The sequence below is a fragment of the Pseudomonas sp. genome (assembly GCF_030698175.1).
In the GTDB taxonomy this organism is placed as follows: Bacteria; Pseudomonadota; Gammaproteobacteria; order Pseudomonadales; family Pseudomonadaceae; genus Aquipseudomonas.
Genome location: NZ_JAUYNT010000025.1, coordinates 83,711 through 97,738, shown reverse-complemented (window position 1 = coordinate 97,738; position 14,028 = coordinate 83,711). Strand labels below are relative to the sequence as shown.

At 58.4% G+C, this 14,028-nt stretch carries 14 protein-coding genes; 2 read left to right on the top strand and 12 right to left on the bottom strand.

All coding sequences use genetic code 11. The features are described from left to right. The first annotated feature begins 10 nt into the window (after positions 1–10). Positions 11–2,122 (top strand): phosphate acetyltransferase, encoded by a 2,112-nt coding sequence (pta, locus tag Q8R10_RS13285; protein WP_305654308.1) that lies wholly within the window; start codon positions 11–13, stop codon positions 2,120–2,122. Positions 2,123–2,279: 157 nt separating this feature from the next. Further along, on the top strand, positions 2,280–3,188 hold the full coding sequence (locus Q8R10_RS13280) for an acyltransferase (protein ID WP_305654307.1): 909 nt from the start codon (positions 2,280–2,282) through the stop codon (positions 3,186–3,188). A gap of 68 nt (positions 3,189–3,256) precedes the next feature. Here the strand turns inward: Q8R10_RS13280 and pdxJ are convergent, their stop codons facing one another. From pdxJ to rpoE, 12 genes are all read right to left on the bottom strand, one after another. Next, on the bottom strand, positions 3,257–4,003 hold the full coding sequence (gene pdxJ / locus Q8R10_RS13275; protein ID WP_305654306.1) for a pyridoxine 5'-phosphate synthase: 747 nt from the start codon (positions 4,001–4,003) through the stop codon (positions 3,257–3,259). 11 nt (positions 4,004–4,014) lie between these two features. Beyond that, positions 4,015–4,722, bottom strand: coding sequence for a DNA repair protein RecO (gene recO / locus Q8R10_RS13270; RefSeq protein ID WP_305654305.1), 708 nt, complete (start codon positions 4,720–4,722; stop codon positions 4,015–4,017). A gap of 19 nt (positions 4,723–4,741) precedes the next feature. Then, complete coding sequence (era, locus tag Q8R10_RS13265) at positions 4,742–5,692, bottom strand: GTPase Era (RefSeq protein ID WP_305654304.1); 951 nt, start codon at positions 5,690–5,692, stop codon at positions 4,742–4,744. After that, positions 5,685–6,392: a ribonuclease III gene (rnc, locus tag Q8R10_RS13260; RefSeq protein ID WP_305654303.1), complete on the bottom strand. Its 708-nt coding sequence runs from the start codon at positions 6,390–6,392 to the stop codon at positions 5,685–5,687. Before rnc ends, era begins: the two co-directional genes overlap by 8 nt. Continuing rightward, positions 6,389–6,766, bottom strand: coding sequence for a DUF4845 domain-containing protein (locus tag Q8R10_RS13255; protein ID WP_305654302.1), 378 nt, complete (start codon positions 6,764–6,766; stop codon positions 6,389–6,391). Before Q8R10_RS13255 ends, rnc begins: the two co-directional genes overlap by 4 nt. 94 nt (positions 6,767–6,860) lie before the next feature. Beyond that, entirely contained in the window at positions 6,861–7,712 is an 852-nt protein-coding gene (gene lepB / locus Q8R10_RS13250) for a signal peptidase I (protein WP_305654374.1), read from the bottom strand. 163 nt (positions 7,713–7,875) lie between these two features. Further along, positions 7,876–9,675, bottom strand: a complete 1,800-nt coding sequence (lepA, locus tag Q8R10_RS13245) for a translation elongation factor 4 (RefSeq protein ID WP_305654301.1) — start codon at positions 9,673–9,675, stop codon at positions 7,876–7,878. A gap of 158 nt (positions 9,676–9,833) precedes the next feature. Next, positions 9,834–11,258: a DegQ family serine endoprotease gene (locus tag Q8R10_RS13240; protein WP_305654300.1), complete on the bottom strand. Its 1,425-nt coding sequence runs from the start codon at positions 11,256–11,258 to the stop codon at positions 9,834–9,836. 39 nt (positions 11,259–11,297) lie between these two features. Beyond that, entirely contained in the window at positions 11,298–11,750 is a 453-nt protein-coding gene (locus Q8R10_RS13235; RefSeq protein ID WP_305654299.1) for a SoxR reducing system RseC family protein, read from the bottom strand. Continuing rightward, positions 11,747–12,706, bottom strand: coding sequence for a MucB/RseB C-terminal domain-containing protein (locus Q8R10_RS13230; protein ID WP_305654298.1), 960 nt, complete (start codon positions 12,704–12,706; stop codon positions 11,747–11,749). Before Q8R10_RS13230 ends, Q8R10_RS13235 begins: the two co-directional genes overlap by 4 nt. Before the next feature lie 8 nt (positions 12,707–12,714). Further along, on the bottom strand, positions 12,715–13,305 hold the full coding sequence (locus tag Q8R10_RS13225; RefSeq protein ID WP_305654297.1) for a sigma-E factor negative regulatory protein: 591 nt from the start codon (positions 13,303–13,305) through the stop codon (positions 12,715–12,717). 31 nt (positions 13,306–13,336) lie between these two features. Then, entirely contained in the window at positions 13,337–13,918 is a 582-nt protein-coding gene (gene rpoE / locus Q8R10_RS13220; protein WP_305654296.1) for an RNA polymerase sigma factor RpoE, read from the bottom strand. Between the last annotated feature and the right edge of the window lie 110 nt (positions 13,919–14,028).

The following is a 14,028-nucleotide window of genomic DNA, read 5'->3' as shown; positions in this document are numbered from 1 at the left end:
GGACTGGCACATGCATACTTTTCTTATCGTCCCCACCGGCTTTGGCGTCGGCCTGACCTCCATCAGCCTCGGCCTGGTGCGGGCGTTAGAGCTGGCCGGATTGAAGGTCGGTTTTTGCAAACCCATTGCCCAGCAACACGCCGGCGACTCCGGCCCCGAGCGCTCCAGCGAGCTGATCGCGCGCACCCATGGTTTGCAATCGCCCAAACCACTGGAGCGTGCCTATGTTGAGCGGCGCCTGGGCGATGGCCAGTTGGCTGAGCTGCTGGAAGAAATCATCAACCTGCACCAGCAAGCGGCGGCCGGCCACGATGTGGTGATAGTCGAGGGCATGGTGCAAACCCGCCAGGTCAGTTACGCCGGGCAGCTCAATCAGCACCTAGCCAAGAGCCTGGATGCCGAGGTGATTCTGGTCTCGGCCGCCGAATCCGAGAACCTCACCGAACTGTTCGACCGCATCGAAATTCTGATGCAGATGTTTGGCGGCGCCAAAGCCCCGAAAGTGCTGGGGGTGATCCTCAATAAAGTCCGCTACGAAGGCGCCGTCGTCGAGTTCACCCGGCGCTTGCCGGAGCTCGCCAGCCTGCAAGGCGGCGCGCCGTTGCGCCTGCTCGGCAGCATTCCCTGGCAGAGTCAGCTCAACGCCCCGCGCACCCGAGATGTGGCCGATTTGCTCGGCGCCAACGTACTTAACGCCGGTGACTATGAACAACGCCGGGTGCAGCAAATAGTGCTGTGCGCCCGCGCCGTGCCCAATACAGTGCAGCTGCTCAAGCCCGGCGTGCTGGTGGTGACTCCGGGGGATCGCGACGACATTATTCTGGCCGCGAGCCTGGCCAGCATGAACGGCGTGCCACTGGCGGGCTTACTGTTGTGCAGCGATTTCGCCCCCGATCCACGGATCATGGAGCTCTGTCAGGGCGCGCTGAACGCCGGCTTGCCGGTGCTGACGGTGGCGAGCAACTCCTACGACACCGCCACCAACCTCAATCGAATGAACCAGGAAATCCCCATCGATGACCGCGAGCGCGCCGAGCTGGTCACCGAGTTCGTCGCCAGCCATATCGATCATGAGTGGTTGCGCCTGCGCTGTGGCAGCCCCCGCGAGCCACACCTGTCACCGGCCGCGTTTCGCTATCAACTGGTTAAACAGGCGCAAGCGGCCAACCTGCGCATCGTCCTGCCCGAAGGCTGTGAGCCGCGCACCATCCAGGCCGCAGTCATCTGCCAAAGCCGTGGCATTGCCCGCTGCGTGCTGCTGGGCAATCCGGCAGAAGTGCAAAGCGTAGCCAAAGCCTTAGGGATTGAATTGCCTGAGGGCTTGGAAATTCTCGATCCTGAGCTGATCCGCAAACGCTATGTGGCGCCCATGGTGGAACTGCGCAAAGGCAAAAATCTGAATGCTCCCATGGCCGAGCAACAGCTGGAGGACTCGGTGGTGCTCGGCACCATGATGCTGGCGCTGGATGAAGTGGACGGTCTGGTCTCCGGCGCCATCCACACCACCGCCAACACCATTCGCCCGGCGCTGCAGCTAATCAAAACCGCGCCGGGCTATCAGCTGGTGTCCTCGGTATTTTTCATGCTGCTGCCCGACCAGGTGGTGGTCTACGGCGATTGTGCGGTGAACCCCGACCCGAATGCCGCCGAGCTGGCGGAAATCGCCCTGCAAAGCGCGGCGTCCGCCACAGCTTTTGGCATCGAGCCGCGGGTGGCGATGATCAGCTACTCCACCGGCGACTCCGGCACCGGCAGTGAGGTGGAGAAGGTCCGCGAAGCCACCCGCCTCGCCCGCGAGCGCCAACCACAATTACTAATCGACGGCCCCCTGCAATACGACGCCGCCGCGATTGCCAGTGTCGGCCAACAGAAAGCCCCCAATAGCCCGGTGGCCGGGCGCGCCACGGTGTTTATCTTCCCCGACCTGAATACCGGCAACACTACCTACAAGGCCGTGCAACGCAGCGCCGACTGCGTCAGCGTTGGCCCCATGCTGCAAGGTTTACGTAAGCCAGTGAACGACTTGTCCCGCGGCGCACTGGTCGACGACATCGTCTACACCATCGCCCTGACCGCCGTACAGGCGGCCAATATGTCGGAGAAAACCGAGCAAAGCCGCTAAGCATGCCGGCATTTACGCCAATCTAGATACCGGCGACAGGTTTGCAGCTCCGCCGGCAAGGGTTAATCTGTGCCACGTTTTAGCTTGTGGCATTACTGCCGCGTAAACTTTGACCAATTCAGGGCGCTTAGACGCCGAACTTCAAAGGTTTAACTCGATGCTAGGTTTTCTTCCAGGGCCGCTGCGCGGCGTACTGGCCAGCTTGACGCTGGCACTCAACACCCTGATTTTCTGCTGGCCGCTGTTTATCGGCGCGCTGTTCAAAGCAGTACTGCCGTTTCAGGCCGCCCGCCGCCTGATCAATAAGGTCGTGCATGGCTCGGCCAATGCCTGGATCTCGGTCAACAGCGCCTGGATGTACCTGGTGCAGCCGATTCAGTGGGACGTTCAGGGCCTGGAAAAGGTCAACCTGCGCGAATCCTATCTGGTCACCAGCAACCACCAGACTTGGGTGGATATTCTGATCCTGCAGCACTTGCTCAATCGCCGGGCGCCGTTTCTGAAGTTCTTTCTCAAGCAGCAACTGATTTGGGTGCCGGTGATTGGCCTGTGCTGGTGGGCACTGGAATTCCCTTTTATGAAGCGCTTCAGCAAGCAGTATTTGGCCAAGCACCCGGAAAAACGCGGGCAAGACATGGCCACCACCCGCAAGGCCTGCCAGCGCTACAAGACCAACCCGGTATCGGTGTTTAACTTCCTCGAAGGCACGCGCATGACGGCGGCCAAACAGGCGCAGCAAAACTCGCCCTTCACCTATTTACTCAAGCCCAAGGCCGGCGGCATCGCCTTTGTGCTGGACGCCATGGGCGAACAACTGGCCTCCATGCTCAACGTCACCATCCACTACCCCAATGGCACCCCAACCTTCTGGGACCTGCTCTGCGGGCGTTTGCAGCGAGTGGTGGTGCGCTTCGAGCAGGTTGAGATTCCCAAGCAGTTTATCGGCAAAAACTACGACCAGGACGACGGCTACAAGCTGGCGTTTCAGCAGTGGGTCAATCAACTATGGGAAGACAAGGACGCCCACCTCGGCCGCCTGCATCAAGAATTTCCGCCGACGCCGTAGCGCTAAGCCAACATAAAAAAGCCCGGCGCAATCAATGGCCGGGCTTTTTTCTGGGCGATGGCTAAGTATTAGCGGCGTGCAGCGGCCGCCACTATCAGTTGTTTCATCTCGGCCACCGCCGCTTTAAAGCCGACAAACAAGGCGTGGGCGACTATGGCGTGGCCGATGTTCAGCTCATTGATGCCGGGGATCGCCGCCACCGCCTCAGCATTGTGGTAATGCAGGCCATGGCCGGCATTCACAATCAAGCCATTAGCCAAACCGCAGGCCACACCGACTCGAATTCGCTCAAGCTCTATGGCTGTTTCAGCGGGCGTCTGGGCATCGGCGTAACGCCCGGTATGCAACTCGATAGCCGGCGCACCGACACGCTTGGCCGCCTCGATTTGCGCGGGCTCCGCATCGATAAACAGCGACACTTCGCAACCGATCCGGGCCAGACGCTCGACCGCGGCACGAATGCGTTCTTCCTGACCGGCGACGTCGAGGCCGCCTTCGGTGGTCAGCTCCTGTCGAGTCTCGGGCACCAGACAGACATGGGCCGGGCGGATGTCTTCGGCGAAGGCCAGCATCGACTCGGTCACGCCCATCTCGAAGTTCATCCGCGTTTGCAGCACCTCCTTGAGCACCCGCACGTCACGTTCCTGGATATGCCGGCGATCTTCGCGCAGGTGCACGGTGATGCCATCGGCACCGGCCTCTTCGGCATCCAGCGCCGCCTTGACCGGGTCGGGATAGCGGGTACCGCGAGCCTGACGCAAGGTGGCGACGTGGTCGATGTTGATCCCCAGCAGAATACGCGTTGCCTCAGTCACAAATGGACTCCTTAAAGTTGCTCAATACGGTGGCTCGATTGCAGATTAACAAATAGCTCACGGCTGACCAGCGGCTTGCCACCCAGATGTGGCGCCAAGGCTTGGCGCATCAGCCGTTTAGCCGCCGCCAAGGCGCCAGGGGCGGACCAGTCGGCGCTGGCCATGGCCAATAAATCACGGCCCTGAAAGACCCCAGGTTGCAGCTGCGTCACCGGTTCAAAACCGGCATCCGCGCGCAGGCGATACAGCCTCGGCGCCTCTATCGCCTGCCCGTGCAGGTCTTGATCGAGGGCAAAACCATAGCCTAATTCGTCCAGCAAGCGCCATTCAAAAGCCCGCAGTAACGGCTCCAATGGCCGCTTGGCCGCCAGTGCCAAAATGGTCATGCGATAGTGTTCGAACAGCTCAGGGTGCGGGTCTTCGGCGGGCAATAAGCGAATCAATAGCTCGTTTAGATACAGGCCGCTAAACAGCGCATAGCCCTGCAGAAAATTAGCAATGCCAACACTTTCCAGCCGGCCAATGGTTTTCAGCTCGCCACGGCCGCGCAGCTCGACTTCCAGTGGCACAAAGGCCCGCGCCTGGCTGCCGGCCTTGCCACGCGCGCTGCGCAGCACTGCCCGCAGGCGGCCTTGCGGCGTGAGCAGATCAACCAGCGCACTGCTTTCGCGGTAGGCCCGGCTGTGCAGGACGAAGGCCGGCTGCGCCTGGCTGAGCATGGCTTAGATCCTGATTTAGCTAGATGTCGCCGTAACCCAGCGAACGCAGGGCGCGCTCATCGTCGGACCAGCCGCTTTTCACCTTGACCCACAGATTGAGCATGACTTTGGAGTCGAACAACACCTCCATGTCTTTGCGCGCCTCCATGCCGATGCGCTTGATCCGCTCGCCGCTGTCACCAATGATGATTTTCTTCTGGCCGTCGCGCTCCACCAGAATCAGGGCATGGATATGCAGGGTGCGGCCTTGCTGCTTGAACTCTTCGATCTCGACGGTGATCTGGTACGGCAGCTCGGCACCCAGCTGGCGCATGATCTTCTCGCGCACCAGTTCGGCGGCCAAAAAGCGGCTGGAGCGGTCGGTGATCTGATCTTCCGGGAAAAAATGCTCACACTCCGGCAGGTTCTCGGCCACCAGTTTTTCCAGGGTGTCGAGGTTATGCCCTTGCTGGGCCGAGATCGGCACGATAAAAGCCTTGGGCAGTTGCTGCTGCAACCATTCAAGATGCGGCATCAGCTGGGCTTTGTCGTCGATGCGATCGGTTTTATTAATCGCCAAAATCACTGGCCCCTGCACGTATTGAATGCGCTCGAGAACCATCTGGTCTTCATCGGTCCAACGGGTGCGGTCGACCACGAAGATCACCACATCGACATCTTTCAACGCGGCCGAGGCGGTTTTGTTCATGTAGCGATTCAGGGCTTTCTCGCCATTCTTGTGCAGCCCCGGGGTATCCACGTACACCGCTTGCACCGCGCCCTCGGTTTTGATCCCGAGCATGTTGTGCCGGGTGGTCTGGGGTTTACGCGAGGTGATCGCCAACTTCTGGCCGAGGATATGGTTAATCAGCGTCGACTTGCCGACGTTGGGGCGGCCGACGATGGCGACATAGCCGCAACGCGATACCCCTGGGGTTGGCGCGTCAGTGCCTGGCTCTGTCTCAGTGCCCGGCTCGATATTGTCATTCATGGTCGTTCTCCACACCCAAGGCAATCAGAGCTGCCGCTGCCGCTACTTGCTCGGCAATTCGGCGGCTAGCGCCCTGACCACGGGTTTTATCATTCAAGAGGGCAATCTGGCATTCAACCAGAAAGATCCGGCAATGCGGCTCCCCCTGAATATCCACCACTTCATACTGCGGTAACTCGCAGGCCCGCGATTGCAGAAACTCCTGCAAGCGGGTTTTTGGATCTTTGTTGGTATCCACCAGGGTCAGGCCGGCCAGCTCGCCCGTCAGCCAGGCCAACACCCGCTCACGGGCTGCGTCCATGCCGGCATCCAGGTAGATAGCGCCGATCAAGGCTTCCAAGGCATCGGCCAGAATCGATTCACGGCGAAAACCACCGCTTTTCAGCTCACCGGAACCCAGACGCAGATACTCACCCAAGTCAAACCCACGGGCCAGCACCGCCAGGGTTTCGCCCTTGACCAAGCGTGCCCGCAAGCGTGACAGCTGACCTTCACGGGCCAACGGGAAGCGCACAAACAGCTCCTCACCGGCGACGAAGTTAAGGATCGCATCGCCGAGAAACTCCAGCCGCTCATTGTTGAGCCCGGCAAAGCTGCGATGGGTCAGGGCCAGGATCATTAGCTCCTGGTCTTTAAAGGTGTAACCGAGTTGGCGCTGTAAACGCGCCAATGATGAACTTGCCGCAGTAGAAGAACTCACGGCATGCGCACGCGAAATTCTTTGTCGAAGCGCGCCACCAGATCAAGGTTCTCGATCAATGGCTCACGGGTTTCGTATTTCAGGTGCGCACGAAACTCGTTGTCCTCAATGACCACAGTAAGAATTTCATCAAGCTTAAGATCGCGAATGGCATTGATCGTCATGCTTTTACTGATATGGCTGTAAAACTCAGGCACTGTGCGTATATCGGCGGCCTTATCGGTCTCAACCGAGGCAATGGATTTCTGCAGCGCGTTGTAATCCAGATAATGCGGAACCATCTTAAATACCGCACTGGCAAGAAAGGCCACCAGCGCCAGCATGGTCATCCAGCCCAGTACCGACATACCCTTCTGTGAATGTGCAAATCTCATAATCGACCTCAAGTGCAAAGTAGTTGAATGGCCTGTGGGCTAAACAAAACTATATAAGCTAAAAATCTTGTTGCCTGCGAGTGAGCCGATTTTTCTAGCGAATCAGGCCCACACGGGAAAAACTTGGCAAATTGTGCAGCTTGGGTTCTGGCCAGGTAAGCCAGATGGCAAAGGCCTTGCCGACAATATTTTGGTCGGGAACCATGCCAAGCAATTCTTTAGGGATCTTCTGATCATTCCACAGACGACTGTCGTTGGAGTTATCGCGATTGTCACCCATCATAAAATAGTGCCCTTGCGGTACTTGCCACTGGCCGGCGCCAACGTGATAACGATTCATCTGCTTGCGAATGCGGTGCTCAATGGCGCCCAACTGTTCGCTGTAATGCGCCGCACTGCCCAAGCTTCCCGCCTCTTCGCCGAGCAACTGCTCGGCAACCGACTGATCGTTGACGAACAAGCGACCGTCGGCGCTGTAGCGAACTTTGTCGCCCGGCAGCCCAACGACCCGCTTGATGTAATTGACACTCGGCTCGCTCGGGAAGCGAAACACCATGACATCGCCACGCTGCGGGTTGCCAACCTCGATAATCTTGCGATCCAGCACCGGCAAACGAATGCCATAGGCAAATTTATTCACCAGAATAAAGTCGCCAACTTCAAGGGTCGGCAACATCGAGCCGGACGGAATCTGAAACGGCTCGAGTAAAAACGAACGCAACACCAGCACTATGGCCAGCACCGGAAAGAACGACTTACCGTATTCAACCAGCAAGGGTTCTTTGTTCAGCGTCTCCAGCACCGCCTGATCCGGCTCAACTACCTGAGCGCTGTAAGCCGCGCTGGCTTTGCGCCGGACCGGCGCCAACAGCAGCAGGTCAAACAAGGCCAAGGCGCCGCAAACAGCCACGGCGATGACCAGTAACAGTGGAAAATTCAACGACATCATCCGTAACCATCCAAGTGTTTAGGGAACCTCTGAAAACTACTGCGCTCGGTTATGCTGCGTTGAAATCAGCCTCGAAATGCTCATTTACAGCACGTAAACTGCGCTTTCTCGGCTTATTTCGCCTTGCCTAACCATCGCTCGCTACCTTTTCAGAGGCTCCCTAGCTATCCAACCTGAGCACTGCAAGGAAGGCTTCCTGTGGGATTTCCACGTTACCGACTTGCTTCATGCGTTTTTTACCGGCTTTTTGCTTCTCTAGCAGTTTGCGTTTACGGCTCACATCACCGCCGTAACACTTGGCCAGCACGTTCTTCCTGAGCGCTTTAACGGTAGTACGCGCAACAATCTGCCCACCGATTGCCGCCTGAATCGCCACATCAAACATCTGCCGCGGGATCAGTTCTTTCATCTTCTCGGTCAACGCGCGGCCTTTGTAATGGGCGTTGTCGCGGTGCACGATCAGCGCCAAGGCATCGACCTTGTCGCCGTTGATCAACACATCCAGCTTGACCAAGCTGGCCGACTGGTAGCGATCAAAGTGGTAATCCAGCGAGGCGTAGCCACGGCTGACGGATTTGAGTCGGTCGAAGAAGTCCAACACCACTTCGTTCATCGGCAAGTCGTAGCGGATCTGCACCTGCGAGCCGAGGAACTGCATATCACGCTGTACGCCACGCTTCTCGATACACAGGGTAATGACGTTACCCAAATGCTCCTGCGGGACCAAAATATTGGCCTGCACGATCGGTTCGCGCATATCTTCGACGCCGGCCAGATCCGGCATTTTCGACGGGTTATCGACGTAGATCGTCTCACCGTTCTTCATCAGCAATTCGAAGATTACCGTCGGCGCGGTGGTAATCAGGTCGAGGTCGTACTCGCGCTCCAGGCGCTCCTGAATGATTTCCATGTGCAGCATGCCGAGGAAGCCGCAGCGAAAGCCAAAACCCAAGGCGTCCGAGCTTTCCGGCGAGTACTGCAAGGACGAGTCATTCAGGGTGAGCTTTTGCAGGGCATCGCGGAAATCTTCGAAATCTTCCGAGCTGACCGGGAACAAGCCGGCATACACCTGCGGCTGAATCCGCTTAAAGCCGGGCAGCACATCGACATCAGGGGTGCTGCTGAGGGTCAGGGTATCGCCCACTGGCGCGCCGTGGATGTCTTTGATACCGGCAATGATAAAGCCCACTTCACCGGCTTTGAGGTCGACGGTTTCGGTGTGCTTGGGGCTGAACACCCCGACGCTGTCGACCAGGTGGATCTTGCCGGTGGATTTCACCAGCAACTTGTCGCCCTTCTTCACCCGACCGTGACGCACCCGCACCAGCGAGACCACGCCCAGGTAGTTATCGAACCAGGAGTCAATGATCAGTGCCTGCAGTGGCGCCTCGATATCGCCGGTCGGCGGCGGAATGGTCGCCACCAAGCGCTCCAACACCTCATCGACACCCAGGCCAGTCTTGGCACTGCAGGTCACGGCGTCGGTGGCGTCGATGCCGATAATCTGTTCGATTTCTTCTTTAACTTTGTCTGGATCGGCCTGCGGCAAGTCAATCTTATTCAGCACCGGCATGACCTCAAGGCCCTGCTCGATGGCGGTGTAGCAGTTGGCCACCGATTGCGCTTCGACGCCTTGACCGGCATCGACCACCAGCAACGCGCCTTCACAGGCGGCCAAGGAGCGGCTGACCTCATAGGTGAAATCGACGTGACCGGGCGTGTCAATGAAGTTCAGCTGGTAGGTTTTGCCGTCTTGGGCGGTGTAATAGAGGGTGACGCTGTGGGCCTTGATGGTGATGCCGCGCTCGCGCTCAAGGTCCATCGAATCGAGTACCTGAGCCTCCATTTCACGCGCCGACAGGCCGCCGCACATCTGGATAAAGCGGTCAGCCAGCGTCGACTTGCCGTGGTCAATGTGCGCGATGATGGAGAAATTGCGGATATGGCTCAGATCACTCACGGATCAACACTCAAAAAGGCCGCAGGCAGACTGCCCGCCGAAAATAGCCCGCAAGTGTACCTGAAGCCCGCCTTCAGCGTCACGCCAGCGGCTGACTGGCGCTAAAACTCGCGCGCAAAAAAAGGCGGTAAACCGCCCTTTTCGCCACTCTGCAGGTTTTACTCGGTCAATTTGAAGGTAATAAAGCTGGCACGCCCCTCACGCAGCACCCGCATCGACACCGAGCGGTTCATCGGCAGCGTCTTGGCCACGGCCGCGAACGTTTTACTCGAATCAATCGCCTGATTATTCAGATGGGTGATCACGTCCCCGACACGCACCCCCATCAAGGCTGCTGGCCCCTCTAGGACGCCCTTCACCAGCACGCCATTTTTCAGATCAAGGGCGTTTTTTTGCTCGGGAGTTAACTCAACCACCACCAAGCCGAGCCGATTATTGCTGACCGTCGGACCGGATGCCGCATTGGCTGCGAGCGTTTCATCATCTTCTGGCAAGGCGCCAACGGTCATTTGCAGGGTCTTGCGCTCCCCCGCGCGGACCACATCCAGCTCAGCCTTAGCGCCCGCTTTGAGCGCACCGACCAAATGCGGCAGATCCGCCGACATGATGATCGGCTGGCCATTCAAGTTCAAAATTACATCACCGGCCTGCAACCCCCCCCTGGCCGCCGGCCCATCCGGCATCACTTGGGCCACCAGCGCACCGGCGGGCTTATCCAGACCAAAGGACTCGGCCAGATCCTTATTGACCTCCTGAATCACCACCCCCAACCAGCCGCGACTGACCTTGCCGGAGGCTTTAAGTTGATTGGCGACATCCATGGCCACGTCGATCGGGATAGCAAATGACAAGCCCATAAAGCCACCCGAACGGGTGAAAATTTGCGAGTTGATGCCCACCACATCGCCGTCCAAATTGAACAGCGGCCCGCCGGAGTTACCCGGATTAATCGCCACATCGGTCTGAATAAAGGGCACGTAGTTTTCATTGGGTAGGCTACGGCCCTTGGCCGAGACAATACCGGCAGTAGCCGAGTGATCAAAGCCAAAAGGCGAGCCTATGGCCAGCACCCACTCGCCAACCTTCAAGTCATCCGACTTACCCAGCTTCAGGGTTGGCAGGTCTTTACCGGCAATTTTCAGCAGTGCCACGTCGGTACGCGGATCGCCGCCAATTAGTTTGGCTTCCAGCTCACTGCGATCAGCCAGGCGCACGATTATCTCATCGGCCCCCGTGACCACGTGATTATTGGTCAAGATATAACCATCAGCGGAAATAATAAAACCCGAACCCAGCGATTGCGCCTCACGCTGACGACCACCTGGATTGCGCGGCTGCTGCGGAATACCACGCTCGAAGAACTCGCGAAATTCCGGCGGTAGACCTTCCAGATTGGGAATCTGCTGACCACTGGCGGCATCCGCACGCTGGGTGACTTTCTGCCGGGTGCTGATATTCACCACCGCCGGCGAGGCGGCCTCGACCATCTTGGTAAAGTCGGGCAAATCGGCGCGCGCTAGCAGCGCCTGACTCATCAACAACACGGCAGCCACGGCGCAACTATAGGTTTTTAACGTAAGCATTTAGGCATAAACCTCTGATCGACACGATAAATCCACCAATTAACAACTCAACGGCGCGCCCAGCAGGGCCCGCAGCACCACCGGCTGCAGCGCCGGATCATCCGCGTGACGCCGGCTGTGCTCACGCACAAACAAGCCTGCCAGCAGCAATCCGAGCAACCCTGCAGCGATACTCAAGAGCTCGCCAAACGCAAAATAATCAGCGCCCAAAGCACCCGCAAACAAGCCAAACAAGGGCAGCAGATAGACCAGCAACGCGCTACGCAACAACGCATCCTCACGCAGTCCGATAATCACGTTATCGCCGACCCTCAGCTGCAAGTCAGTCAGAACGCGAACAGTGCCGCGCTGACTGCTAATCGCCAATTTATCCAGCAAGCCCTGCCCGCAGCCGGCATTCGCCGAACAACTGGAACAAGTGCTCTTGCGCAAGGTCTCGACCCAAACGACGCCGTCATCAAGGCTAACCACCCGCCCCGGCTCCTCGATCATGGTGTCGCCTGCTCAGCCGCCAACCCCATCGACAAGACCACGCGCTCGGCGGCGACCAAGGGCACCTCGCCCACCACCGTGACCATTACCGGCCCACTGACACCTTGCATCTGCTGGGAAACCACCACAGTCGGCCCCAGCTGGCGATGTAGATCTTCAACTGCAGTGCTAGGCAAGGCCTCGATAAACACTGAAAAGCGGGCCAAGCCATCGCTAAAAATCAACCAGGTCAGCGACTCATTCGCACTCTGACCGTCACGTTGTTCGGTACCGATCAAACTAAAGCCCGGCGGCAACCATGCAGCCCGCCAAGGGCTGACAAGCGCAGGAGCGACTGGCGCCACCGCTACCGCCAAACAATCAGGGCCAGGCTGCAGCGCCGCATCAGTGAGTTCACTGCGACTGTCTAATTGGGTGAACTGAAAACGCTCGAGCAACTGGCCCTGCTCATTGAGCAACAAGGATTTGAGCGCCAAGCCAGTTTGCTGATCAAGGTGTAACTCAAGACCGTAGCGATATTGATCGCGCGGCAGCAACGCCAGGACTACCGCTGCATGACCTGCGACCCGCGATTGACCAAGGATGCGCAAATCATAGTGAGCGGCCAATTGCGCCGGCTGCAGTTGCTGCACAACCAAACCCGACACCGACGCCCGTTGCTCAACCTGCTGGGTGCTGATGCATTGCAACTGAGCATCGAGGCGCAACATCTCTTGCAGCGGACCATCCAATTGCAACAGTCGCTCACGTACCTGGCCATTTGCCTCAACCCGATGCCAGATCGCATGGGTTGAGAAGCTGCCGTTACGCTCGTAGACAAAGGTGCCTTGATAGCTATGTTGCTGCTCCGCAGCCTGCAACCGCTCCAACCACGCTTGCGCGGTAACTGGCAACGTGGCGGCCTGCACTGGCACCGCCAGCCAAGCCGTCAGCAAAAACGTTCCGATCCCACGCATAGCGAAACTCAGTGAGTTTCTAAACTGGCGGCGCGTGCATAGGGCACCGCAGTTTGACTGCCAGCCGCCGCAGCTTGTTGTGCATGTTGACGGACATAGGCTGGCAAGCGTTGCTGCTGCCACGTCAGCTCAGCGGTTTGCGCCGCATTCACCCGCGCACCCTGCTCAGCACCGGCGTTGGCGCTGTACCCGGCCAAAATCGCCGGGCCTTGCAAATGGGGCGCCGACAGCGTCGGTTGAGCCGAGCTTTGCGCCAGTTGCGTGCTGGTAATGTCGTCCTGATTATACAAACGCACTCCCGCCAGCACGGCCACAGTCACCGAGGCGGCCACCGCTAAACGACCCAAACCGGTCCAGGGCAAACGCCGCGTGACCTTTACCGGCGGCTCATCCGCCAACGCGGCCGAAACCTTTGCCGCCAGATCCAGGTGCGGCAGCAGCAACTCTTTATGCATCACCGCCCGGGCTACCTGATAACGGGCCCAGGTAGCGCGCATTTCACCGTCGTCGCTGGCGGCCAGTAGCCGGCGCAACTCGAGTTCATCGGTTTCGTTATCCAGTAACGCGGACAGCGATTCCTGCAAGGCTTGACCACTCATAACGTTTCCTCTCTCGGCTTGCGCCGCGCTATCAGGAATCCTGCAGTAACGGCTGCAGGGCTTTATCAACAGCTTCACGGGCGCGAAAAATTCGCGAACGTACAGTTCCAACCGGACAACGCATGACTGCGGCGATGTCCTCATAACTCAAACCATCAAACTCGCGCAGGGTTAAAGCCGTGCGTAAGTCTTCAGGCAAGCTCGCAATCGCCCGGTGAACCGTGGCCTCGATCTCATCGCGCAGCAGCAAACGCTCCGGCGACTCAATATCTTTCAGACCATGGTCACCGTCATAAAATTCAGCATCCTCGGCACTAACATCCGACTCTGGTGGTCGCCGACCACGCGACACCAGATAGTTTTTCGCCGTGTTAATGGCGATACGGTACAGCCAGGTATAAAACGCACTGTCACCGCGAAAATTTGCCAGTGCCCGATAGGCCTTAATAAAGGCTTCTTGAGCAACATCCTGAGCCTCATGGGGATCGCGCACAAAACGCACGACCAACCCGAGAATCTTGTGCTGATACTTCAACACCAACAGATCGAAGGCTCGCTTATCACCGCGCTGTACGCGCTCGACAAGCTGCTGATCCTCTTCCTGGGTTTGCATGAACACTCCTCGTTAAGCGTGGGGGAGCGCTGCACCAGCCAACTCATCAGTCTGCAAAAATAGACCAGACGGCGGTGCAAAAGTTCTCCCGGTTACGCAAGCTTGCTGCA

What these genes read in the sequence shown, in the direction of transcription:
- pta (WP_305654308.1), top strand. Translation starts at nt 11, where the DNA reads ATGCATACTTTTCTTATCGTCCCCACCGGCTTTGGCGTCGGCCTGACC.
- Q8R10_RS13280 (WP_305654307.1), top strand. Translation starts at nt 2,280, where the DNA reads ATGCTAGGTTTTCTTCCAGGGCCGCTGCGCGGCGTACTGGCCAGCTTG.
- recO (WP_305654305.1), bottom strand. Translation starts at nt 4,722, where the DNA reads ATGCTCAGCCAGGCGCAGCCGGCCTTCGTCCTGCACAGCCGGGCCTAC.
- era (WP_305654304.1), bottom strand. Translation starts at nt 5,692, where the DNA reads ATGAATGACAATATCGAGCCGGGCACTGAGACAGAGCCAGGCACTGAC.
- Q8R10_RS13255 (WP_305654302.1), bottom strand. Translation starts at nt 6,766, where the DNA reads ATGAGATTTGCACATTCACAGAAGGGTATGTCGGTACTGGGCTGGATG.
- lepB (WP_305654374.1), bottom strand. Translation starts at nt 7,712, where the DNA reads ATGTCGTTGAATTTTCCACTGTTACTGGTCATCGCCGTGGCTGTTTGC.
- Q8R10_RS13240 (WP_305654300.1), bottom strand. Translation starts at nt 11,258, where the DNA reads ATGCTTACGTTAAAAACCTATAGTTGCGCCGTGGCTGCCGTGTTGTTG.
- Q8R10_RS13235 (WP_305654299.1), bottom strand. Translation starts at nt 11,750, where the DNA reads ATGATCGAGGAGCCGGGGCGGGTGGTTAGCCTTGATGACGGCGTCGTT.
- Q8R10_RS13230 (WP_305654298.1), bottom strand. Translation starts at nt 12,706, where the DNA reads ATGCGTGGGATCGGAACGTTTTTGCTGACGGCTTGGCTGGCGGTGCCA.
- Q8R10_RS13225 (WP_305654297.1), bottom strand. Translation starts at nt 13,305, where the DNA reads ATGAGTGGTCAAGCCTTGCAGGAATCGCTGTCCGCGTTACTGGATAAC.
- rpoE (WP_305654296.1), bottom strand. Translation starts at nt 13,918, where the DNA reads ATGCAAACCCAGGAAGAGGATCAGCAGCTTGTCGAGCGCGTACAGCGC.